The organism is Enterobacter mori LMG 25706, assembly GCF_000211415.1.
Taxonomy (GTDB): Bacteria; Pseudomonadota; Gammaproteobacteria; order Enterobacterales; family Enterobacteriaceae; genus Enterobacter; species Enterobacter mori.
The window spans coordinates 15,340-36,888 of sequence record NZ_GL890783.1; the positions used below are offsets into that span (position 1 = coordinate 15,340).

General features: G+C 56.9%; 21 protein-coding genes and 1 pseudogene. 13 read left to right on the forward strand and 9 right to left on the reverse strand.

Annotation, left to right across the window (positions count from 1 at the left end; translation table 11 throughout):
- Window positions 1–154: 154 nt before the first annotated feature.
- The 5 genes from typA to fabY all read left to right on the forward strand — a co-directional run bounded on the left by typA (window position 155) and on the right by fabY (window position 5,005).
- Entirely contained in the window at window positions 155–1,978 is a 1,824-nt protein-coding gene (gene typA / locus ENTMO_RS0123160) for a ribosome-dependent GTPase TypA (RefSeq protein WP_010436831.1), read from the forward strand.
- A gap of 132 nt (window positions 1,979–2,110) precedes the next feature.
- The gene (gene yihX / locus ENTMO_RS0123165) at window positions 2,111–2,710 is read left to right on the forward strand and encodes a glucose-1-phosphatase (RefSeq protein WP_010436834.1); all 600 of its coding nucleotides are present in this window, start codon (window positions 2,111–2,113) and stop codon (window positions 2,708–2,710) included.
- Window positions 2,704–3,585, forward strand: coding sequence for a virulence factor BrkB family protein (locus tag ENTMO_RS0123170; protein WP_010436837.1), 882 nt, complete (start codon window positions 2,704–2,706; stop codon window positions 3,583–3,585). The genes yihX and ENTMO_RS0123170 overlap by 7 nt, the downstream gene beginning before the upstream one ends.
- A complete protein-coding gene (dtd, locus tag ENTMO_RS0123175; RefSeq protein ID WP_010436840.1) occupies window positions 3,582–4,019 on the forward strand; it encodes a D-aminoacyl-tRNA deacylase in 438 nt (145 codons plus the stop codon). Before ENTMO_RS0123170 ends, dtd begins: the two co-directional genes overlap by 4 nt.
- Window positions 4,020–4,063: 44 nt before the next feature.
- Complete coding sequence (fabY, locus tag ENTMO_RS0123180; RefSeq protein WP_010436842.1) at window positions 4,064–5,005, forward strand: fatty acid biosynthesis protein FabY; 942 nt, start codon at window positions 4,064–4,066, stop codon at window positions 5,003–5,005.
- A 12-nt stretch (window positions 5,006–5,017) separates the two neighbouring features.
- Here fabY and ENTMO_RS0123185 read toward each other — a convergent pair whose 3' ends face one another.
- On the reverse strand, window positions 5,018–5,935 hold the full coding sequence (locus ENTMO_RS0123185; RefSeq protein WP_010436845.1) for an alpha/beta hydrolase: 918 nt from the start codon (window positions 5,933–5,935) through the stop codon (window positions 5,018–5,020).
- Between the two features lie 197 nt (window positions 5,936–6,132).
- Here ENTMO_RS0123185 and ENTMO_RS0123190 point away from each other — a divergent pair, with 197 nt between their 5' ends.
- Together ENTMO_RS0123190 and ENTMO_RS0123195 are read left to right on the forward strand one after the other, a co-directional pair.
- Window positions 6,133–6,375 (forward strand): ribbon-helix-helix protein, CopG family, encoded by a 243-nt coding sequence (locus ENTMO_RS0123190; protein WP_010436846.1) that lies wholly within the window; start codon window positions 6,133–6,135, stop codon window positions 6,373–6,375.
- Between the two features lie 2 nt (window positions 6,376–6,377).
- Window positions 6,378–6,749, forward strand: a complete 372-nt coding sequence (locus tag ENTMO_RS0123195) for a type II toxin-antitoxin system VapC family toxin (protein WP_010436848.1) — start codon at window positions 6,378–6,380, stop codon at window positions 6,747–6,749.
- 39 nt (window positions 6,750–6,788) lie between these two features.
- Here the strand turns inward: ENTMO_RS0123195 and fdhE are convergent, their stop codons facing one another.
- From fdhE to fdnG, 4 genes are read right to left on the reverse strand one after another with little or no spacing between them, the layout of a single operon-like run.
- Window positions 6,789–7,718, reverse strand: coding sequence for a formate dehydrogenase accessory protein FdhE (gene fdhE / locus ENTMO_RS0123200; protein WP_010436850.1), 930 nt, complete (start codon window positions 7,716–7,718; stop codon window positions 6,789–6,791).
- Window positions 7,715–8,350: a formate dehydrogenase cytochrome b556 subunit gene (fdoI, locus tag ENTMO_RS0123205; RefSeq protein WP_010436852.1), complete on the reverse strand. Its 636-nt coding sequence runs from the start codon at window positions 8,348–8,350 to the stop codon at window positions 7,715–7,717. The genes fdhE and fdoI overlap by 4 nt, the downstream gene beginning before the upstream one ends.
- Window positions 8,347–9,249, reverse strand: a complete 903-nt coding sequence (fdxH, locus tag ENTMO_RS0123210) for a formate dehydrogenase subunit beta (RefSeq protein WP_010436855.1) — start codon at window positions 9,247–9,249, stop codon at window positions 8,347–8,349. The genes fdoI and fdxH overlap by 4 nt, the downstream gene beginning before the upstream one ends.
- 12 nt (window positions 9,250–9,261) lie before the next feature.
- Window positions 9,262–12,312: a formate dehydrogenase-N subunit alpha gene (gene fdnG, locus ENTMO_RS0123215; RefSeq protein ID WP_085928930.1), complete on the reverse strand. Its 3,051-nt coding sequence runs from the start codon at window positions 12,310–12,312 to the stop codon at window positions 9,262–9,264.
- A gap of 424 nt (window positions 12,313–12,736) precedes the next feature.
- Here fdnG and fdhD point away from each other — a divergent pair.
- Together fdhD and ENTMO_RS0123230 are read left to right on the forward strand one after the other, a co-directional pair.
- Window positions 12,737–13,523 (forward strand): annotated as a pseudogene (gene fdhD / locus ENTMO_RS24490) (formate dehydrogenase accessory sulfurtransferase FdhD).
- A gap of 114 nt (window positions 13,524–13,637) precedes the next feature.
- Window positions 13,638–13,850 carry a YdgH/BhsA/McbA family protein gene (locus ENTMO_RS0123230; RefSeq protein ID WP_010436865.1) on the forward strand — a complete coding sequence of 71 codons (213 nt, stop codon included), beginning with the start codon at window positions 13,638–13,640 and terminating at the stop codon, window positions 13,848–13,850.
- Window positions 13,851–13,890: 40 nt separating this feature from the next.
- Here ENTMO_RS0123230 and ENTMO_RS0123235 read toward each other — a convergent pair whose 3' ends face one another.
- Entirely contained in the window at window positions 13,891–14,214 is a 324-nt protein-coding gene (locus tag ENTMO_RS0123235; protein ID WP_010436867.1) for an AzlD domain-containing protein, read from the reverse strand.
- The gene (locus tag ENTMO_RS0123240) at window positions 14,214–14,873 is read right to left on the reverse strand and encodes an AzlC family ABC transporter permease (protein WP_010436869.1); all 660 of its coding nucleotides are present in this window, start codon (window positions 14,871–14,873) and stop codon (window positions 14,214–14,216) included. The genes ENTMO_RS0123235 and ENTMO_RS0123240 overlap by 1 nt, the downstream gene beginning before the upstream one ends.
- 104 nt (window positions 14,874–14,977) lie before the next feature.
- Here ENTMO_RS0123240 and ENTMO_RS0123245 point away from each other — a divergent pair, with 104 nt between their 5' ends.
- The 4 genes from ENTMO_RS0123245 to ENTMO_RS0123260 all read left to right on the forward strand — a co-directional run bounded on the left by ENTMO_RS0123245 (window position 14,978) and on the right by ENTMO_RS0123260 (window position 20,089).
- Window positions 14,978–15,526 (forward strand): helix-turn-helix domain-containing protein, encoded by a 549-nt coding sequence (locus tag ENTMO_RS0123245; protein WP_010436871.1) that lies wholly within the window; start codon window positions 14,978–14,980, stop codon window positions 15,524–15,526.
- Between the two features lie 17 nt (window positions 15,527–15,543).
- Window positions 15,544–16,539, forward strand: coding sequence for a LacI family DNA-binding transcriptional regulator (locus ENTMO_RS0123250; protein WP_010436872.1), 996 nt, complete (start codon window positions 15,544–15,546; stop codon window positions 16,537–16,539).
- A 104-nt stretch (window positions 16,540–16,643) separates the two neighbouring features.
- Entirely contained in the window at window positions 16,644–18,767 is a 2,124-nt protein-coding gene (locus ENTMO_RS0123255; protein WP_010436874.1) for an alpha-galactosidase, read from the forward strand.
- A 44-nt stretch (window positions 18,768–18,811) separates the two neighbouring features.
- Window positions 18,812–20,089, forward strand: coding sequence for an MFS transporter (locus tag ENTMO_RS0123260; protein WP_010436876.1), 1,278 nt, complete (start codon window positions 18,812–18,814; stop codon window positions 20,087–20,089).
- Here the strand turns inward: ENTMO_RS0123260 and rhaM are convergent.
- The gene (rhaM, locus tag ENTMO_RS0123265) at window positions 20,077–20,391 is read right to left on the reverse strand and encodes an L-rhamnose mutarotase (RefSeq protein WP_010436878.1); all 315 of its coding nucleotides are present in this window, start codon (window positions 20,389–20,391) and stop codon (window positions 20,077–20,079) included. The two genes, ENTMO_RS0123260 and rhaM, sit on opposite strands and share 13 nt — an antisense overlap.
- Window positions 20,388–21,536 (reverse strand): lactaldehyde reductase, encoded by a 1,149-nt coding sequence (gene fucO, locus ENTMO_RS0123270; protein ID WP_010436881.1) that lies wholly within the window; start codon window positions 21,534–21,536, stop codon window positions 20,388–20,390. Before fucO ends, rhaM begins: the two co-directional genes overlap by 4 nt.
- Window positions 21,537–21,549: the final 13 nt, after the last annotated feature.

Sequence of the window (21,549 nt, forward strand, 5' to 3'; positions counted from 1 at the left end):
CAATTTACGTTAAAGTGCCCTTTTACCGCTCCGTGAAAGCGATCACAAAGCATCTCTGCAATACTTGTTTGCGGGGGATGTTTGTGATCCTGTTTTGTAGTGCGATTAATCCGTGTACAATAACGCGCTATTTCTAAATGCCTGAGGCAAAGTTGTGATCGAAAAATTGCGTAACATCGCCATCATCGCGCACGTCGACCATGGTAAAACTACCCTGGTTGATAAGCTGCTGCAGCAGTCCGGTACATTTGATGCTCGTGCCGAAACTCAAGAACGCGTGATGGACTCCAACGATTTGGAGAAAGAGCGTGGGATTACCATCCTCGCCAAAAACACCGCTATCAAATGGAATGACTACCGTATCAACATCGTTGATACCCCAGGGCACGCCGACTTCGGTGGTGAAGTTGAACGTGTAATGTCCATGGTAGACTCCGTTCTGCTGGTCGTTGACGCAATGGATGGCCCAATGCCCCAGACGCGCTTCGTGACCAAAAAAGCGTTTGCTCATGGTCTGAAGCCAATTGTTGTTATCAACAAAGTTGACCGTCCTGGCGCGCGTCCTGACTGGGTTGTTGATCAGGTCTTCGACCTGTTCGTTAACCTCGACGCGACCGACGAGCAGCTGGACTTCCCTATCGTTTACGCTTCTGCGCTGAACGGTATTGCAGGTCTGGACCACGAAGACATGGCTGAAGACATGACCCCGCTGTACCAGGCGATTGTTGACCGTGTTCCTGCACCAAACGTTGATCTCGACGGCACCCTGCAGATGCAGATCTCTCAGCTCGACTACAACAACTACGTTGGCGTAATCGGCATTGGTCGTATCAAGCGCGGTAAAGTTAAGCCTAACCAGCAGGTCACTATCATCGATAGCGAAGGCAAAACCCGTAACGGTAAAGTTGGTAAAGTACTGACTCACCTGGGTCTTGAGCGTATCGAGAGCGACATCGCTGAAGCGGGCGACATCATCGCCATCACCGGTCTGGGTGAACTGAACATCTCCGACACCATTTGCGATCCGCAGAAAGTCGAAGCGCTGCCAGCCCTGTCCGTTGATGAACCAACCGTATCCATGTTCTTCAACGTCAACACCTCTCCGTTCTGTGGTAAAGAAGGTAAGTTCGTTACCTCTCGTCAGATCCTTGACCGCCTGAACAAAGAGCTGGTGCACAACGTTGCGCTGCGCGTTGAAGAAACGCCAGACGCTGATGCATTCCGCGTTTCCGGTCGTGGTGAGCTGCACCTGTCAGTTCTGATCGAAAACATGCGTCGTGAAGGTTTCGAGATGGCGGTTTCCCGTCCGAAAGTTATCTTCCGCGAAATCGACGGCCGTAAACAAGAGCCGTTCGAAAACGTAACGCTGGACGTTGAAGAGCAGCATCAGGGTTCTGTGATGCAGGCTCTGGGTGAGCGTAAAGGCGACCTTAAAAATATGAATCCAGATGGCAAAGGCCGCGTACGTCTCGACTACGTGATCCCAAGCCGTGGCCTGATCGGCTTCCGTTCAGAGTTCATGACCATGACTTCTGGTACGGGTCTGCTGTACTCCACCTTCAGCCACTATGACGATGTTCGTCCGGGCGAAGTAGGCCAGCGTAACAACGGCGTTCTGATCTCCAACGGTCAGGGTAAAGCGGTTGCGTTCGCACTGTTCAGCCTGCAGGACCGCGGTAAGCTGTTCCTGGGTCACGGTGCAGAAGTTTACGAAGGCCAGATCATCGGTATTCACAGTCGTTCTAACGACCTGACTGTAAACTGCCTGACCGGTAAGAAACTGACCAACATGCGTGCGTCAGGTACTGACGAAGCAACGGTTCTGGTTCCACCGATCAAGATGACCCTGGAGCAAGCTCTGGAGTTCATCGATGACGACGAACTGGTAGAAGTGACTCCACAGTCAATTCGTATCCGTAAACGTCACCTGACCGAGAACGATCGTAAACGTGCAATGCGCGGTGCGAAAGAAGAGTAATTCACTCCTCTTTAAGTCTCTAAAACCCCGTCCTTGTGGCGGGGTTTTTCTTTTTCTGCGTTGTGTCCCTCTCCATAGCCAAACCTTATCTTTCCCGCTACAGTTACTTTTCCACGGCGAAAGGAGATAAACATGCTTTATATCTTTGACTTAGGAAATGTAATCGTCGATATCGATTTTAATCGGGTGCTGGGCGCATGGAGCGATTTTAGCCGTGTGCCCCTGGCGACGTTAAAACAGAATTTCGCGATGGGTGAGACATTCCACCAGCACGAACGCGGTGAAATCAGCGATGAAGAATTCGCAGAGCGTTTCTGCCATGAAATGGATCTGCCGTTAAGCTACGAGCAGTTTTCCCATGGCTGGCAGGCAGTTTTTGTCGCGATCCGCCCGGAAGTGACCGACATCATGCATAAACTGCGCGAGCAGGGGCATCGCGTGGTGGTGCTGTCAAATACCAACCGCCTGCATACCACGTTTTGGCCGGATGAATACCCGGAGATCCACGCGGCAGCAGATAAAATTTATCTCTCCCAGGAGATGGGCATGCGCAAGCCAGAAGCGCGTATTTATCAGGCGGTTCTGCAGGAAGAAGGATTCTCCGCGGCTGATGCGGTCTTTTTCGACGACAACGCCGATAATATAGAGGGAGCTAACCAGTTAGGTATCACGTCAATTCTGGTGACCGGAAAAGAGACGATACCGAACTATTTTGCGAAGCAGTTATGCTAAAAACCGTTCATCAAAAAGCCACGCACCATACCCGGCCACTTCGGGCATGGCTGAAGCTGCTCTGGCACCGCATTGATGAGGACAACATGACGACGCTGGCAGGGAATCTCGCCTATGTGTCGTTGCTCTCATTGGTGCCGCTGGTGGCGGTCATCTTTGCCCTGTTTTCCGCGTTTCCGATGTTTGCAGATGTCAGCCTGCAGCTTCGCCATTTTGTTTTTGCAAACTTCATTCCGGCCACCGGCGACGTCATACAGAACTATATTGAGCAGTTTGTCGCCAACTCCAGCAAGATGACGGCGGTGGGCGCCTGCGGCCTCATCGTCACGGCGCTGCTTTTGATGTATTCCATCGACAGTGCCCTCAACACCATCTGGCGAAGTAAAAAAATCCGTCCTAAGGTTTACTCCTTTGCCGTGTACTGGATGATTTTGACCCTCGGTCCGCTGCTGGCGGGGGCGAGTCTGGCGATCAGTTCCTATCTTCTTTCTCTGCGCTGGGCGAGTGACTTAAACAGCGTGATTGATAACGTTCTGCGCATCTTCCCGCTCATTTTATCGTGGCTCTCGTTCTGGCTGCTTTACAGCGTGGTACCGACGACGCGCGTACCTAACCGTGATGCCATCGTTGGAGCGTTGGTCGCAGCCGTGCTCTTCGAGCTGGGCAAGAAAGGTTTCGCGCTTTACATCACCATGTTCCCGTCTTATCAGCTGATTTACGGCGTGCTGGCGGTGATCCCCATTTTGTTTGTCTGGGTCTATTGGACCTGGTGTATCGTCTTGCTTGGTGCCGAAATAACTGTCACTCTCGGAATATACCGCGAACTTAAAAAAGCAGCAGAAGCTGAAAAACAACAAGAAGCAGACCAACCATGATTGCATTGATACAGCGCGTAACCCGTGCCAGCGTCACCGTGGAGGATGAGGTGACGGGTGAAATCGGCCCAGGACTTTTAGTGTTGTTAGGTGTCGAAAAGGATGATGACGAACAAAAAGCCAACCGCCTGTGCGAGCGCGTGCTGGGCTACCGCATCTTTAGCGATGCGGAAGGCAAGATGAACCTCAACGTCCAGCAGGCGGGTGGAAGCGTGCTGGTGGTTTCCCAGTTTACGTTGGCCGCAGATACCGAACGTGGCATGCGGCCTGGTTTTTCTAAAGGTGCTGCGCCAGAATGCGCAGAAGCCCTTTACGAGTACTTTGTTGAGCGCTGCCGTCAGCAGGAAATGAATACGCAAACCGGACGATTCGCTGCAGATATGCAGGTATCGCTGGTGAACGATGGCCCCGTCACATTCTGGCTCCAGGTATGAGCCAACTGGCGGCGTGGCCGCGGGTAACCAGAGAGAGTACAGCTATGTATCACCTTCGAGTACCGCAAACGGAAGAAGAGTTAGAGGTCTACTACCATTTCCGCTGGGAAATGCTGCGCAAACCCTTACACCAACCCAAAGGGTCTGAACGCGACGCCTGGGATGCGATGGCGCACCATCAAATGGTGGTGGATGAAGAGGGTAACCTCGTCGCCGTTGGGCGACTGTATATCAATGCCGACAATGAAGCCTCTATTCGCTTTATGGCGGTTCACCCGTCCGTGCAGGATAAAGGGCTCGGTACCCTGATGGCGATGACGCTGGAGTCCGTCGCCCGTCAGGAAGGCGTTAAGCGCGTCACCTGTAGCGCCCGTGAAGATGCCGTCGAGTTCTTTGCCAAGCTCGGTTTTGTTAACCAGGGCGAAATTACCGCCCCGCAGACCACGCCGATTCGCCACTTTTTGATGATCAAACCCATCGCCACGCTGGATGACATTCTGCATCGCGCGGACTGGTGCGGTCAGCTGCAGCAGGCGTGGTATGAGCACATCCCGCTCAGTGAAAAAATGGGCGTGCGCATTCAGCAGTACACAGGGCAGAAATTTATTACCACCATGCCGGAGATCGGCAACCAAAATCCGCACCACACCCTTTTTGCAGGCAGTCTCTTCTCGCTGGCGACCCTGACCGGCTGGGGGCTCATCTGGCTAATGCTGCGCGAGCGTCATCTGGGCGGCACCATTATTCTTGCTGATGCACATATTCGCTACAGCGCCCCCATCAGCGGCAAGCCGAGCGCGGTGGCCGATCTCGGTGCACTGGGTGGCGATCTTGACCGTCTGGCGCGAGGCCGCAAAGCGCGCGTACAGATGCAGGTTGAGCTGTTTGGCGATGAAACGGCGGGCGCGGTGTTTGAAGGAACGTATATCGTCCTCCCGGCGAAGCCCTACGGCGCGTATGAAGAGGGCGGGAACGAGGAGGAGTAGTCTCTCCCCGTTTTATCGCCGGGCGGCACTGATCCGCCAGGCGATATCCCGTATAACGTCTCGCGCTGACTGGCTAATTCCACCAAGCTGGAAAAAGCCATGTATTACCCCCAGCCATCGCTGAGCGGTACACGTCACCCCTTGCTCCGTGAGGCGCTGAAACAGCGCCTCTCCCTCATCGCATAACGGGTCGTATTCAGCGGTAACGATATGGACAGCCGGCAGGCCGCTGAAGTCTTCCCGCCACAGCGGGCTCACTTCAGGATGCTGAAGGTCGGCTCCAGCCAGATATATTTCATAGCCGCTCAGCAGGGTATCGCGAGTAATCACGTAATCCATGCCGTTGAGGGTATAGCTTTCAAAACTGGCCGTGGCGTCGAGCATGGGATAGATAAGAATAAGCTGCGCAGGTTGCCACAGCCCTTTAACCTTAAGCCGCAGCGCCGTTACCAGCGCCAGATGCCCTCCTGCGCTGTCTCCACAGAGGGTGAGCCGGTTCTTATCCACGCCTAATTCGTCTGCATACTGCCAGACCAGATTCGCACCTCTTTCAGCATCGTCATGTGCGGCGGGGAAGGTATGCTCCGGCGCCAGCCTGTACTGAATCGCAATCACTCGGCAATTGCCGTAGCAGGCTAACTGACGGAGCTGGTTGTCATGGGTATCAAAGCCGCCGCTGATAAAACATCCGCCGTGGTAGTAGATGGCAGCAGGCAATATTTCAGGCGCATTAAGAGGTGAAAATACCCGAATGGTAAGACCCTCAAGAACAAGCGTCTCCACCTGAACGCGCGTTTCGGTCTTCCCTGCAAGCTCCGTGCTGGCAATATAGCCTGCTCGTCGCACCTCAATGCCCTGGCGACGTGAAGAGGGCCGACCTGCAGCGATAAACCCCTGAACCAGTTGTGCAATACCCTGTTCCAGCGCCATGAAAACCCCTTTTACTGTATGGATGAACAGTTTTATAGCCTGGTTTGATTCAAAAGAAAACAAGAATATTGTCGCGGATTAAAATCTGGAAAGTGCCTCGCAAATGGCAGGAAAACTATTGCCAGGGACTTTAACCCTACTGAAAGAAAGCGTATGTTGCCTTGAAAACATACAAGAGTGATATACTAAGGTGATATATGAGTCTTTTGGCGGACCTTGATATGGGCAGAATACTGATCGATTTGTCTGATGACGTGATTCAGCGACTGGATAACCTGAAGCAGCTGCGTAACCGGCCCCGCGCCGAATTGCTACGGGAAGCTATTGAGCAATATCTCGACCAGCAGAGTTCATCGGTTATCCGCGATGCGCTTGGCCTGTGGGGAAACCAGCAGGAAGATGGGCTTGAGTATGAACGCAAGCTGCGTGAGGAGTGGTAATCATGGAGCACATGGCAGTGTTTGATACCAATATTCTCATCGATCTTTTTAATAATCGCGTTGAGGCGGCGGATGCCATTGATCGCACGGCGTCGCATAGAGCCATTAGCCTGATCACGTGGATGGAAGTCATGGTGGGCGCGCGCAAGCACGGACATGAAGCAAAAACGGCGGCTGTGATGGGGGCTTTTGAAATTATTGAGATCTCGCGGGAGATTGCTGAAAGAAGCGTATTACTCCGCGAGAAGCACGGCATGAAGCTGCCCGACGCCATCATTCTGGCTACCGCTCAGAGCAGAAGTTGCCCGTTAATCTCACGCAATACGAAAGACTTTTCGGGCATTGCCGGGGTCGTTTCACCTTACCACCTGTAGGCCGGGCAAGCTTGCGCCGCCCGGCACTCTCACAGGAGATTACTCCCCTTCACCCGGGAACAGGAACGGGTTAATCGAGCTGCGGGCAAAGCCCTCCTGCTCCATCTTCGCGTCCAGAATCAGCGAGGCGAGATCGTCGGCCACCGCTTCGACTTTCGGGTCTTTTTCCTGATACAGAATCTTCAGGTAGGTTCCGCAGTCGCCGCAGCTTTCCGCTTTCACCGCCGCTTCTTCATTTTCCAGCGACCAGTAGTTCAGATCACGGGTCTGCTCGCAGTTGCTGCACTTGATGCGCACCACGTGCCACTCGGTTTCACACAGGTTGCAGTGCAGGTAGCGCAGCCCCTGAGTGGTACCGATTTGCACCATGCTGGAGACCGGCATTGACCCGCAGACCGGGCAGAACTGACGCGCTTCACCGTATTCGGCGCGGGCTTTGCCCGGTATCAGGCTTGCCATTTGCGCCCAGTAGAGCGACAGCGCGGCCCAGATAAACGGCGCTTTATCACTGCTGACCAGAGAGAAGTCAGAGGCAAACAGCGCGCTCGCCATCTCTTCCAGCTCCAGGTCAGAGGCTTTTTCCAGATTCTCGATAACCGCCAGCGCGGTACCGCTCATCTCCGGCTTCAGCTCGGCAATCAGCGAATGCAGAAGCTTTTGCCAGTGCTTGTCGCGCGGCAGGACGTGAATGTCCAGCGGCGGCTTGCCCTGCGCGTTGGCTTCTTTGATGCGCGCGGTCAGGTCCATTTGCAGCGGGTGGTCGTACAGCACCACTTCCTGCGCGTGGGCAACCAGCGCAGCAAAGCGCAGAAAATCGCCCAGCGGGTTATTCTCTGCCAGCTCGCGCAGACGCTCTGCGCGGCGGTTGTAGAGGTTCTTGAGTCTGGGGAATAACAACGGCGGAATATAATCCGCCGTGCGTTTCTCGCTCGACCCCAGCTCATCTTGCGGGATTATGCGAATACTCATTCAGATGACTTTTCCTGTTTCTGGCGGACTTCACGGTACCAGCGTGGGTGATGTTTCTTCGCCCACGTACTGGTTACCCATCCTTCCACCATCGCGGTAATGGTGCCTTTCACCCAAAGGGCGGCGTAGATATGCACCATGATAACCACAATTAACGCCACTGCGGCAAATGAATGCAGCATCAGCGCGAATCGGATCACCGGGATTGAGAAAGCAGGCGCAAAGTACGGACGCCAGATGATCACGCCGCTGACCAGCAACAGGACCAGGAAGATAATCGCCGCCCAGAATACGCATTTCTGGCCGAAGTTATAACGCCCGGTATCACCTACTTCCTCGTTGACGACGATCTTACGAATATTCTTCGCCCAAAAGATATCATCCCGATTGATTAGGTTATGGTGCCAGTAGCGGAAAAACATGATGATAAACGAGGCAAACATCACCACACCCACAAACGGGTGAAGGATGCGCGCCAGCTGCGGCGTGCCCAGTACCTGCATCAGCCAGTTGAAGGACGGGAAGAAGAACCCCAGCCCGCTTATCGCCGCCAGCATGAAGCAGAAGGCGGTGACCCAGTGGTTGATGCGTTCCGGCGCGGTGTAGCGCACGATGGTGTCACGTTTTCTCATTTGCGCACCTCGTCTTTCTCTTCATGCAGGTTGTCGTCTTCCTCTTCCGCACGGTTCGGACCAACGCCGACGTAGTGGAAGATGCTCGCTGCGAAGGTGGCAGCAAAACCTACCGCTGCCAGCGGTTTCCAGATGCCTTTCCAGAACTTCACGGTGGCGCTGATTTCCGGGTTCTCCGGCAGGCCGTGATACAGGTTCGGCTTGTCGGCGTGGTGCAGCACGTACATCACGTGCGTACCGCCAACCCCGGCCGGATCGTACAGGCCCGCGTTGTCGTAACCACGGGTTTTCAGCTCGCCCACGCGCTCTGCCGCCAGCGTTTTCATATCCTCTTTGGAGCCAAAGTGGATAGCGCCGGTTGGGCAGGTCTTCACGCACGCGGGCTCCTGGCCGACGGTGACGCGGTCAACGCACAGCGTGCATTTGTAGACGCGGTTGTCTTCCGGGTTCAGGCGCGGTACGTCGAACGGACAGCCCGCGATGCAGTAGCCGCAGCCGATACACTGCTCGGACTGGAAGTCGACGATGCCGTTAGCATACTGAATGATAGCCCCTTCTGACGGACATGCCTTCAGGCAGCCCGGATCCGCACAGTGCATACAACCGTCTTTGCGGATAAGCCATTCCAGTTTGTCGTTCTGCTCCACTTCCGAGAAACGCATCACCGTCCAGGACTTGGCGGTCAGGTCCGCCGGGTTGTCGTACACCCCGACGTTGTGACCCACTTCGTCACGCAGATCGTTCCACTCTGAACAGGCCACCTGACAGGCTTTACAGCCGATACAGGTGGTCACGTCGATGAGCTTCGCCACTTCCTGCTGGTGGTCCCGCGCCTGAGGCGCGGGCGTGAAACTGTTTGTCGCGGAACGACGGATAATGTCTTGAGATTGATAAGCCATAAGTCGTCTCCGTTACACCTTTTCCACGTTCACGAGGAAGGCCTTAAACTCCGGCGTCTGCGTGTTCGCATCGCCGACGAACGGCGTCAGGGTGTTCGCAATGAACCCTTTCTTCGCCACGCCCTCATAGCCCCAGTGGATCGGAATACCGATGGTATCTACCTGCTGACCGTGAACGTTCAGCGTGCGAATACGCTTGGTCACCACCGCCTTGGCTTTGATATAGCCGCGGTTAGAGGAGACCTTCACGGTATCGCCATGGGCGATGCCGAGCTTGCCCGCCAGCTTCTCGCCGATCTCCACAAACTGTTCCGGCTGCGCGATGGCGTTAAGCAACGCGTGCTTGGTCCAGTAGTGGAAGTGCTCGGTCAGACGGTAGGTGGTGCCCACGTACGGGAACTTGTCTTTTTTACCCAGCGCGTCGAAATCGCCCTTAAAGATACGGGCTGCCGGGTTAGAGACCACGTTCGGGTGCAGCGGGTTGGTGCCCAGCGGCGTCTCAAACGGCTCATAGTGTTCCGGGAACGGACCTTCCGCCATCTTATCGATAGCAAACAGGCGTCCCATCCCTTCTGGCTGCATGATAAACGGCCCAACATCGCTGCCCGGTGCGGCAGTGCTGTAGTCCGGAATATCCACGCCGCCCCATTTCGCGCCGTCCCACTTCAGAAGCTGACGCTTCGGATCCCACGGGTTACCCTGCGGGTCAGCGGATGCGCGGTTATAGAGGATGCGGCGGTTGAGCGGCCACGCCCATGCCCAGCCCAGCGTATTGCCGAGGCCCGACGGGTCGGCGTTATCGCGGTTGGCCATCTGGTTGCCTTTCGGCGTCCAGCTACCGGCAAAGATCCAGCAACCGCTGGAGGTTGTGCCGTCATCGCGCAGGTGTGCGAAGGTGCTGAGCTGATCGCCTTTCTTCGCCAGCACGGTACCGGTGGCCGGGTCGATAACGTCCGCCAGCGCCTTACCGTTGCTCTCCATCGCCACTTCTTCTGGCGCAGGGTTTTCCGGCGTCGAGTAGTTCCAGCTCATGTTCAGCACCGGTTCCGGGTTCGCGCCGCCTTCTGCCGCATACATCTTACGCAGGCGTAAGAAGATACCGGCCAGGATCTCGCCGTCGTTCATGGCGATGCCCGGGGCGTCCGCGCCTTTCCAGTGCCACTGCAGCCAGCGTCCGGAGTTGACGATAGAACCGTTCTCTTCCGCGAAGCAGGTCGATGGCAGACGGAACACTTCGGTCTGAATCTTCGATGGATCGACGTCGTTCGATTCACCGTGGTTCTGCCAGAAGGTCGAGGTCTCGGTATTGAGCGGGTCAATCGTCACCAGGAACTTCAGCTTCGACAGGGACTCAACAACCTTGTTCTTGTTCGGGAACGAGGCAACCGGGTTAAAGCCCTGGCACAGATAGCCGTTCACTTTGCCCTGGTGCATCATCTCGAAATACTGCAGAACGTCGTACCCTTTGTCCCACTTCGGCAGCCAGTCAAAGCCCCAGCTGTTTTCAGCCGTCGCTTTGTCGCCGAAGAAGGCTTTCATCATTGAGACGAAGAACTTCGGATAGTTGCCCCAGTAGTTTACCTGGCCTTCGAGCAGCGGTTTAGGCGTGCTGGCCGTCAGGTAGATTTGCAGGTCGGTCTGTTTCTCGCTTGGCAGGTTCATGTAACCCGGCAGGCTTTGAGACAGCAGGCCGAGGTCGGTCAGACCCTGAATGTTGGAGTGACCGCGCAGGGCGTTCACGCCGCCGCCTGCCATCCCCATGTTGCCGAGCAGGAGCTGAACCATCGCCATGGTACGGATGTTCTGTGCACCGATGGAGTGCTGCGTCCAGCCGAGGGCATACAGGAACGACGCGGTTTTGTCTTTCGCGCTGGTCTCGGCGATAAGCTCGCACACCTTCAGGAAGTCCGCCTTCGGCGTACCGCAGATGTTTTCGACAACCTCCGGCGTGTAGCGGGAAACGTGCTCTTTCAGCAGGTTCCACACGCAGCGCGGGTGTTGCAGGGTGGTGTCGCGCTTCGCAAAGCCTTTCTCGTCCAGCTCGTAGTTCCAGCTGGTTTTGTCGTATTTGCGTTTCTCGGCGTCGTAACCGCTGAACAGGCCATCTTCGAAGTGGTAATCCTCACGCACGATCAGGCTGGCGTTGGTATAGGCTTCGGTGTATTCGCGGTTATATTTTTCGTTGGTCATCAGGTACAGCAATACGCCTGACAGGAAAGTGATGTCAGTACCTGAACGAATAGGGGTGTAGAAATCCGCCACTGACGCAGTACGCGTAAAGCGGGGATCGATCACAATCAGTTTCGCACCGTTGTGGATTTTGGCTTCCATCGCCCAGCGGAACCCGACAGGGTGCGCTTCAGCGGCGTTACCGCCCATCACCACAATGAGGTTGGCGTTCTTGATGTCGACCCAGTGGTTGGTCATCGCACCGCGACCAAATGTTGGAGCAAGACTTGCTACCGTTGGTCCGTGTCAGACACGCGCCTGGTTGTCGACCGCGAGCATACCGAGTGCGCGCGTAAATTTCTGGGTTAAATAACCGGTTTCGTTGCTGGAAGCAGAGGCACACAGCATCCCGGTGGAGAGCCAGCGGTTGACCGTGACGCCGTCGGCGTTCTTCTCAACAAAGTTGGCATCGCGGTCTTCTTTAATATGTTTTGCGATGCGGTCGAACGCCTCTTCCCAGCTGATTTGCTGCCATTTGTCGGAGCCAGGCGCGCGGTATTCTGGGAATTTGAGGCGGCTTTCGGAGTGGATAAAGTCCACCAGGCCGGCCCCTTTGGGGCACAATGCGCCGCGGTTGACCGGATGATCCGGGTCGCCTTCGATATGGAAAATAGACGCTTTGGCGTTTTTAGCACCGTCGCCGAGGCTATACATCAACAGCCCGCAACCGACAGAGCAGTACGTACAGGTATTACGGGTTTCACGGGTGCGCAGCAGTTTATACTGCCGCGTTTCCGCCAGCGCTACGCCGGGCGCAAAGCCCAGTGCCGCTGCCGTGGTGCCTGCCATACCGCCAGCGCAGATCTTAAAGAACTGCCTTCTGCTGACCTGCATGGGTCACTCCTTGTTTCGACATTGCTTACATATGTAGTTTTAACTTCGCGGTTGAGAATTGACCGCAAAGGAGAAAAATTTGCGTTAATCCCTCAATTCCACGAGGGATATCATCAGAATACCACAATGTCGGTACGACTGTTCCAATGGCGTTAAAACAAAGTGAACGTATTATCACCCTGTTGACTATAAAGTGTGATATCAATCACATTATTAACCCCGCATGTTAAAGGGGTGTAGCATGCGTTTTGTTGCACCTCTCACAAGTGAGTAGGTAAACTTGATGCTGAAAAGTTGATCCATACTATGCCTAAGCCCTGTTGTTTGTGATGCAATAGCAGGCTCACCTCCGTGGTTGTTCAGGAATACCGTCGTGTCTAAACAAAACCGTGCTACCCACCCGTCACCACTGCCTGCGGGCGTTGTGGAACGGGTGGTACACAGACCGCCCCACATTACCCATGCCACACCCGATTTTCTGGCGGAAGAGGTGCCCGTTGCGCTCGTTTACAACGGTATCTCGCACGTGGTGATGATGGCTTCGCCGAAAGATCTTGAGCTGTTCGCCATCGGGTTTTTCCCTCTCGGAAGGCATCATCGACCACCCGCAGGAGATCTACGGCATGGACGTGGTGAAGGCGTGTAACGGCCTTGAAGTGCAAATCGAGCTTTCCAGCCGCCGCTTTATGGGATTAAAAGAGCGTCGGCGCGCGCTGGCCGGACGCACCGGCTGCGGCGTGTGCGGTGTTGAGCAGCTCAACGATATCGGCAAGCCCGTTACGCCACTGCCGTTTACCCAGACGTTTAACCTCGCCAACCTCGATAAGGCACTGGAACACCTCAACCATGTACAGCCCATCGGTCAGCTGAGCGGCTGTACGCACGCGGCGGCGTGGGTTCTGCCATCGGGCGACATTATCGGTGGTCACGAAGACGTGGGCCGCCACGTGGCGCTGGATAAGTTGCTCGGTCGCCGCGCGCGTGAAAATGACGTCTGGCAGCAGGGAGCAGCGCTCGTTTCCAGCCGCGCCAGCTACGAGATGGTGCAGAAAGCCGCCATGTGCGGCGTGGAAATTCTGTTTGCGGTCTCAGCGGCAACGACGCTGGCGGTAGAAGTGGCAGAACGCTGTAACCTGACGCTGGTAGGGTTCTGCAAGCCTGGAAGGGCGACGATTTACACGCACTCACAGCGACTAATTGTTAATCAGTAATTTTGAAAGAGAATAGCAAATCCTTCCGCTTTTAGTTGAATGGTATGAGGTCTAGTATTTATCTCATCAAGGCACGGTGCCTTACCTAAACAACTTAATGAAAGGGTTTATCTCATGAAAAGCATCAAAACTTTTGTCGCTGTAATCGCTCTGGCTGCTTCTTTCGGTTCTTTCGCTGCGCAGACAGTAACCGCTTCCGCCTCTACGCTGGACGGTGCAGAAGCCAAAATTGCTGCACAGGCTCAGGAAGCAGGTGCATCATCGTACAAAATTACCCAGGCATTCAGCGGTAACCGCGTACACATGACCGCTGAACTGACCAAATAAGCGTGTCACACCGTCGAAAGAGCGCCTCCGGGGCGCTTTTTTAGTTTACGCCCGCCAGACGCAGCAGCGCCGTCACTACCGCAGCCGCAACGATCACCACAATTAACGGCATCTTCCGCCAGGCCAAAAACACCGCAAACGCCACGCCCAGCACCCGCGCCATCCCGGCGAAATGTTCGCCTTCATAAAATGTGGTTGCCAGCGCCACCGAAAACAACAATACCGTTGCCGCATCTGACAGCAGCGCCTGTGAACGCTCTGACAATGCCAGCCTGCTGCCCAGTTTTGCCCCGCCGAGGCGCATCAAATACGTTCCCGCAGACAGGATCGCGATGCCGAGAATAAAGACCGTCATGTTTTCCATTATTTTTTCCTCGCGGCAAGGCCCAGTAAGGAGAGCAGCACCGGCAGGCCCACCGGGGCAAACGGCACGGCGGCCAGCGACAATACGGCACCGCTGCAGGCGCGGATTAGCGTGGTGCGGTTTTTAAACGCAGGCACCACTAACGCCAGCAAAATGGCGGGAAATACCGCATCCAGCCCAATGGTTTCTGGGTCTGGCAGCAGTTTGCCGACCATGGCACCCAGCAGCGCGCCCAGCGGCCAGATGATTGCCACGCCCAAACCGCACAGCCAGTAGGCCGCTTTACGCTGTTCTGGGGTTTTCTGCGACAGGCCGAACACTACGCTTTCATCGTTCATGATGTGGCAGCCCAAAAAGCTCAGGCCGCGCTTGCCCACCAGTTCCCGCACCGTCACGCCAAACGGCACGTGGCGGGCGTTCACCAGTAATCCGGCTGCAGCTGCGGCTAGCGGGTTCCCACCGCTCGCCACGATGCCGATAAACATAAATTCCGATGCGCCCGCCAGCACGGTAAGGGAGAGCACAAACGGCACCCACAGCGGGAAACCGTAGGCCATCGCCAGCGAGCCGTAGGACATCCCGACTACGCCCACCGCGAGGCAAACCAGGATGATTGCTTTGATCGTGTCGCCTTTCAGGCAGGAGAGATGATGCTTCATACAATTTTAGCCATATCGAACGTGTATCCATTATAATGAACGCAACAGAGGTGTTTTTCAAGGCGAACGATTCGTTCGATTTATAGAACAAAAAGGGCCGTTTTATGACGCAGCCAATCAGCGTGATCGCTAAAAGCCTGGTGCGAGAACGCCTGCGAACCGGGCTTTCACTGGCGGAAATTGCCCGTCGTGCCGGGATCGCCAAATCCACGCTTTCCCAACTGGAGTCCGGTAACGGTAACCCGAGCCTGGAGACGCTGTGGTCGCTTTGCGTGGCGCTGGATATCCCTTTCGCCCGCCTGCTGGAACCACAGCAGACGACAACACAGGTCATCCGCCGTGGAGAGGGAACGAAGGTCGTTGCCGGGCAGGCTAACTATGAAGCTATTTTGCTGGCGGCGTGTCCGCCGGGCGCGCGGCGCGACATCTATCTGCTGCTCACCCAGCCGGGCGCAGATCGTATATCCCAGCCGCATCCGCCGGGGTCCGTTGAACATATTATTGTGACGCAGGGGCGCGCGTTAGTCGGCCTGATCGACGCAGCGGAAGAACTCGGCCCGGGGGATTACATCTGTTATCCCGCCGATCTGCCGCATATCTTTAAGGCGCTGGAGCCAGATACGCACGCGCTGCTGGTGGCGGAACAGAACTAACAGAGATACGGAAACTCATGTCGCTTAAAGCCATTGCCAAAGAACTGGGGCTGTCAGTCACCACCGTCAGCCGCGCACTCAACGGATATGACGACGTCTCCGCCGAGACGCGCGCTCGCGTGGAAGCAGAGGCTCAGCGCCGTGGCTACCGACCTAACACCTTCGCCCGCCGCCTCAAGATGGGCAAAATCGACGCCGTCGGGCTGGTGTTCCCCGTGCATCCCGTTCCGCTCAATAATAGCGTTTTTATGGACATGGTCGGCGAAATTAGCCACGAACTGGCGCGACATGAGATCGATTTACTGCTGATTGCCGATGATGATTTGGCCGATAAGCACAGCTACATGCGCATGGTGCAGAGCCGCCGCGTGGATGCGCTGATCGTAGCGCACACGCTGGACCACGATCCCCGTCTTGAGCAGCTTCAGGCCGCCGGTTTTCCTTTCCTCGCGCTCGGGCGCAGCCACCTCCCGCAGCCGTACGCGTGGTTTGACTTCGACAACTACGCCGGTACGCATCAGGCTACCCGCTGGCTGATCGAGAAAGGCCATCAGCGCATCGCGCTGCTGGGTGAAAGCAACAATCAGGCGTTTATTACCCAGCGTCGTCAGGGCTTTCTCGATGCCCTGCGAGAAGCCGGGCTTTCCAGCGAATGGCTGCGCGCCATGCCGCCGTCGCGCCGCGTGGGGTATGCCACCACCAAAGAGCTTCTCGCTCTGCCGCAGCCGCCCACGGCCATCATTACCGACTGCAATACCCACGGCGACGGCGCGGCGATGGCGCTGGCGCAGATGGGGCGCTTATCCGGCGACACCCCCGTCTCGCTGGTGGTCTACGACGGCCTGCCGCAGGACAGCATTGTCGATATCGACGTAGCGTCAGTCATTCAGTCCACCCGTCAGGGCGTCGGAAAACAGATTGCCAATATGGTGCGCCAACTGATTAACGGCGACGATATCGAGCAGCTTCAGGTGCTCTGGCAGCCTGAATTCTCTCCGGGCCAGACGGCCTAAACCCACTAAAATTCCAAACCCGATCACAGAACCGAAACGTTTTGGTTTGTATCCGAAACGTTTCGGATCAACACTCAGGACATCCCGACGACAGGAGATGTCTGATGCAAGATTCCATTTTTCGACTCGAAAGCAATACGGTAGACGTGGTGGTTAAAACCCACCCGTTCGCCGAAATTCTCTACTGGGGGCCGCACCTTCAGCACTTTTCGCCACACGATGTGCTGAGCATTGCGCGCCCGGTCGCGAACGGCAGGCTGGATGTCGACTCCCCGGTCACGCTGATGGCGGAGCTGGGGCACGGCCTGTTTGGCTCGCCGGGCATTGAGGGGCATCGTCAGGGGCTGGACGGCTCCCCGGTGTTCAAAACTACGCAGGTGCAGCAGGCGTTAAACACCCTGACGATTACCGCTGAAGATGAACATGCGGGTCTGCGCCTGACCAGCGAGCTGGCGCTGGACGCCAGCGGTGTGCTGGTCGTGCGTCACGGCCTGACCAATCTGAAAGCGCTGCCGTGGCAGGTGGACCGTTTCGCCGTCACGCTGCCGGTGGCTGAGCGCGCGCAGGAGGTGATGGCCTTCCACGGACGCTGGATCAGAGAATTTCAGCCGCACCGCGTCAGGCTTGAACATGACAGCTTCGTGATTGAAAACCGCCGGGGTAAAACCTCCCACGAGCACTTCCCGGCGCTGATTGCCGGTACGTCGTCGTTTAGCGAAATGCAGGGCGACGTCTGGGGCGTGCATCTGGGCTGGAGCGGCAACCATCGCCTGCGCGCGGAAGCGAAAACCGATGGTCGTCGCTACCTTCAGGCCGAAGCGCTCTACCTGCCGGGAGAGATGGCGGTTGAAGAGGGAGACACGCTTTGGACGCCGCGCCTGTATGCCAGCTACTCCACGCGGGGCCTGAACGGCATGAGCCAGCAGTTCCACCGCTACCTGCGCGACAACGTTATCCGCTTCCCGGGCGACAAACCGCGCCCGGTGCACCTCAATACCTGGGAAGGGATCTACTTCAATCACGACCCGGACTACATCATGCGCATGGCCGACGAGGCCGCGGCGCTTGGGGTGGAACGCTTTATTATCGACGACGGCTGGTTCAAAGGCCGCAACGACGACCATGCCGCGCTGGGCGACTGGTATCTGGACGAAAAAAAATACCCGAACGGCCTGACGCCGGTGATCGACCACGTCAAACGGCTCGGCATGGAGTTTGGCATCTGGGTTGAGCCCGAGATGATCAACCCGGACTCCGATCTGTACCGCGCGCACCCTGACTGGGTGCTGGCGCTGCCGGGCTACGCCCAGGCGACCGGGCGTCATCAGCTGGTGCTCAACCTGAACATCCCGGAAGCCTTTGACTACCTCGTGGAGCGCATGAGCTGGCTGCTGGGCGAGCACGCGGTCGACTACGTGAAGTGGGACATGAACCGCGAGCTGGTGCAGCCGGGACACAAGGGTAAAGCCGCCGCCGACGCGCAGACCCGCCAGTTTTACCGCCTGCTGGACGTGCTGGGTGAGCGCTTCCCGCACATTGAGTTTGAATCCTGCTCGTCGGGTGGCGGGCGTATTGATTACGAAGTGCTGACCCGCAGCCACCGCTTCTGGGCGTCCGACAACAACGACGCCCTGGAGCGCAGCACCATCCAGCGCGGCATGAGCTACTTCTTCCCGCCGGAGGTGATGGGCGCGCATATCGGTCATCATAAATGCCACGCCACCTTCCGCCAGCATAGCATCCAGTTTCGCGGGCTGACGGCCCTGTTTGGCCATATGGGGTTGGAGCTGGATCCGCTTACCGTCGATGAAGATGAACGCGAAGGCTATCGGCACTACGCCGCGCTGCACAAACAGTGGCGCGAGGTGATCCACCATGGTACCCAGTGGCGTATTGATATGCCGGACGCTACCACCCTGGCACAGGGTATTGTGAGCCAAGACAAAGCGCAGGGGCTGTTTATGGTCAGCCAGCTTGCGATGCCGGATTACACCCTGATGATGCCGCTGCGCATGCCGGGGTTAGACGCCAGCGCGCAGTACCGCATCACGCTGCTCGATCACCCGAACATCCAGATTACGGGTGAGGGTGGACACACCATGCGCAAGCTGCCTTCGTGGATGGAAGCGCCGCAAACGGTGAGCGGCGAGTGGCTGATGCAGGCGGGTATTGCGCTGCCGATTCTGGACCCGGAGAGCGCCATTTTGATTGGCGTCGAACGCGTGTAAGGTTGAAGGGCCGGGCAGCCGGCCCTCCGTTGAGGATAAAAATAATGAACACAACAACCTGTACCCACAAAGACAACCCTAACTTCTGGATCTTCGGGCTGTTCTTCTTTCTCTACTTCTTCATCATGGCCACCTGCTTTCCGTTCCTGCCGATCTGGCTGTCGGACATCATCGGCCTGAATAAAACCCATACCGGGATTGTCTTCTCCTGCATCTCGCTGTCGGCCATCGCCTTCCAGCCGGTGCTGGGGGTGATTTCGGACAAGCTTGGGCTGAAAAAACACCTGCTGTGGATCATCGCGGTGCTGCTGTTTCTGTTCGCGCCGTTCTTCCTGTACGTCTTCGCGCCGCTGCTGAAAACCAATATCTGGCTGGGCGCGCTGAGCGGCGGGCTGTATATCGGCTTTGTCTTCTCGGCGGGATCGGGGGCAATTGAGGCCTACATCGAGCGCGTGAGCCGCAACAGCTTCTTCGAATACGGTAAGGCGCGCATGTTCGGCTGTCTCGGCTGGGGGCTGTGCGCCTCAACGGGCGGCATCCTTTTTGGCATCGATCCGTCGTACGTTTTCTGGATGGGCTCGGGAGCAGCGCTGTTGCTGATGCTGCTGCTGGTCGTTGCGAAGCCGAAGCCCAACCAGACGGCGCAGGTAATGAACGCCCTGGGCGCAAACCAGCCGCAGATCACTGCCAAAACCGTGTTCAACCTGTTCCGCCAGCGCAGAATGTGGATGTTCATTCTGTACGTGATTGGCGTGGCCTGCGTGTATGACGTTTTTGACCAGCAGTTTGCCACCTTCTTTAAAACCTTCTTCGCTACGCCGCAGGAAGGCACCCGCGCCTTTGGCTTTGCCACCACGGCGGGGGAAATCTGTAACGCCATCATCATGTTCTGCTCGCCGTGGATCATTAACCGCATCGGCGCGAAAAACACGCTGCTGATCGCCGGGGTGATTATGGCGACGCGCATTATCGGCTCGTCGTTCGCCACCACCGCCGTGGAGGTGATTGCCCTCAAAATGCTGCACGCGCTGGAGGTCCCGTTCCTGCTGGTGGGCGCATTCAAGTACATCACCGGCGTGTTTGATACGCGGCTTTCGGCCACCATCTACCTGATTGGCTTCCAGTTTGCCAAACAGTCGGCGGCGATTTTTCTCTCCGCCTTTGCTGGGAATATGTATGACCGGATTGGCTTCCAGGAGACGTACCTGATACTGGGCTGCTTCGTGCTGGCGATCACGGTGGTGTCGGCGTTTACGCTGAGTGGCAGGCGGGAGATTGCTGCCGCCTCGGGGGCAGCAGCGTTAACACATCAGTCCAGGTAAAACCCCTCTTCCAGCTCCGCACTCACCGGGCTGTTATCCGGGTTAGACGGCATAACGTCACCCATATGCTTCCACCAGCGCTGGCAGACGTCGGTATTCGCTACCGCGTTCCAGCGCTCCTCCGATTCAATCTCCACGGTTGCAAACAGCAGGTTGCGGGCTTTGTCGAGATAGATGGCGTAGTGGTGCGCGCCGTGGGCTTTCAGCACCGCTTCCAGCTCGGGCCAGATAGGGTTGTGGCGGCGCGCGTACTCCTCGTGCGCGTCCGGGTTTACCTGCATCACAAAGGCTTTGCGGATCATAGTGCCTCCAGGTACAGCTCGCGGACCTCATCGCGGCTGGCGGTGCGCGGGTTGCACGGCGCGCACGGGTCGGCGAGGGCTTTATCCAGCCAGCCTTCGATGTCCGCTTTGGTCACGCCGAGCTGACTGAAGCCAGACGGAATACCGACGCGAGCGCTCAGGTCGCGAATCGCCTGAATGGCCGACATGCTGGCGGCTTCGTCTCTCATCCCCTGCGTATCGACGCCCATCGCCTGCGCCACGCGGGCGAAACGTGCGACCGCGTGCGGACGGTTAAAGTTTTCGATGATCGGCAGCAGGATGGCGTTGCATACGCCGTGCGGCAGGTTGTGCGTCGCGCCCGGCTGGTGCGCCAAAGCATGCACAAGGCCAAGGCCCGCACTGTTAAACGCCATGCCCGCCAGATACTGACCAAACGCCATCTGCTCACGCGCTTCAAGGTGATGACCGTCCTCGACCGCTTTCGGCAGCCACAGGTTGATCAGGTGAATCGCTTCCAGCGCGTTGGCATCAGTGAGCGGGTGCGCGCCGACGGACACGTAGGCTTCAATCGCATGAGTCAACGCATCCATGCCGGTTGCGGCGGTCACGGAGGCGGGAATATCGAGCATCACGCTGGCATCGTCCACGGCGATATCCGGGATGATGTTCGGATCGATGATCACCTCTTTCACCTGCCGCGCGGAGTCGATGATCACCGCGTTGCTGGTCATCTCCGCCGCCGTGCCTGCGGTGGCGTTGATCGCCACCAGCGGCACGCCCGCGTTTTTCACTTTACCGACGCCGGAGTAATCGGTTGACGGACCGGGATTGGCGGTGAGGATTTTGATCGCCTTGGCGGTATCAATCGGGCTGCCGCCGCCGAAGGCAATCACGTAATCACACTCCGCGTCCTGATATGCCGCATAGCCTTTCTGCACCAGCGCCTCCGTCGGGTTCGGGAACACCTCATCGAACAGGTGATACGACATCTGATGGGCATCCAGCGCGTTAAACAGGCTGTCGAGCAGGCCGAGTTTTACCAGCTGACCGTCGGTGACAACCAGCGCCTTTCCCCACTGCTTGCTCGCCACCAGGTTGACCATATCGCCGATTGCGCCCGCGCCGTGCAGGCTGATTTTTGGAAGCGCCAACATAAAGCTCATGATAATTCTCCTT

Bases quoted from the DNA above. Each gene is read 5' to 3' on its own strand.
- yihX (WP_010436834.1), top strand. From the start codon at position 2,111: ATGCTTTATATCTTTGACTTAGGAAATGTAATCGTCGATATCGATTTT.
- ENTMO_RS0123170 (WP_010436837.1), top strand. From the start codon at position 2,704: ATGCTAAAAACCGTTCATCAAAAAGCCACGCACCATACCCGGCCACTT.
- dtd (WP_010436840.1), top strand. From the start codon at position 3,582: ATGATTGCATTGATACAGCGCGTAACCCGTGCCAGCGTCACCGTGGAG.
- fabY (WP_010436842.1), top strand. From the start codon at position 4,064: ATGTATCACCTTCGAGTACCGCAAACGGAAGAAGAGTTAGAGGTCTAC.
- ENTMO_RS0123185 (WP_010436845.1), bottom strand. From the start codon at position 5,935: ATGGCGCTGGAACAGGGTATTGCACAACTGGTTCAGGGGTTTATCGCT.
- ENTMO_RS0123190 (WP_010436846.1), top strand. From the start codon at position 6,133: ATGAGTCTTTTGGCGGACCTTGATATGGGCAGAATACTGATCGATTTG.
- ENTMO_RS0123195 (WP_010436848.1), top strand. From the start codon at position 6,378: ATGGAGCACATGGCAGTGTTTGATACCAATATTCTCATCGATCTTTTT.
- fdhE (WP_010436850.1), bottom strand. From the start codon at position 7,718: ATGAGTATTCGCATAATCCCGCAAGATGAGCTGGGGTCGAGCGAGAAA.
- fdoI (WP_010436852.1), bottom strand. From the start codon at position 8,350: ATGAGAAAACGTGACACCATCGTGCGCTACACCGCGCCGGAACGCATC.
- fdxH (WP_010436855.1), bottom strand. From the start codon at position 9,249: ATGGCTTATCAATCTCAAGACATTATCCGTCGTTCCGCGACAAACAGT.
- ENTMO_RS0123230 (WP_010436865.1), top strand. From the start codon at position 13,638: ATGAAAAGCATCAAAACTTTTGTCGCTGTAATCGCTCTGGCTGCTTCT.
- ENTMO_RS0123235 (WP_010436867.1), bottom strand. From the start codon at position 14,214: ATGGAAAACATGACGGTCTTTATTCTCGGCATCGCGATCCTGTCTGCG.
- ENTMO_RS0123240 (WP_010436869.1), bottom strand. From the start codon at position 14,873: ATGAAGCATCATCTCTCCTGCCTGAAAGGCGACACGATCAAAGCAATC.
- ENTMO_RS0123245 (WP_010436871.1), top strand. From the start codon at position 14,978: ATGACGCAGCCAATCAGCGTGATCGCTAAAAGCCTGGTGCGAGAACGC.
- ENTMO_RS0123250 (WP_010436872.1), top strand. From the start codon at position 15,544: ATGTCGCTTAAAGCCATTGCCAAAGAACTGGGGCTGTCAGTCACCACC.
- ENTMO_RS0123255 (WP_010436874.1), top strand. From the start codon at position 16,644: ATGCAAGATTCCATTTTTCGACTCGAAAGCAATACGGTAGACGTGGTG.
- ENTMO_RS0123260 (WP_010436876.1), top strand. From the start codon at position 18,812: ATGAACACAACAACCTGTACCCACAAAGACAACCCTAACTTCTGGATC.
- rhaM (WP_010436878.1), bottom strand. From the start codon at position 20,391: ATGATCCGCAAAGCCTTTGTGATGCAGGTAAACCCGGACGCGCACGAG.
- fucO (WP_010436881.1), bottom strand. From the start codon at position 21,536: ATGAGCTTTATGTTGGCGCTTCCAAAAATCAGCCTGCACGGCGCGGGC.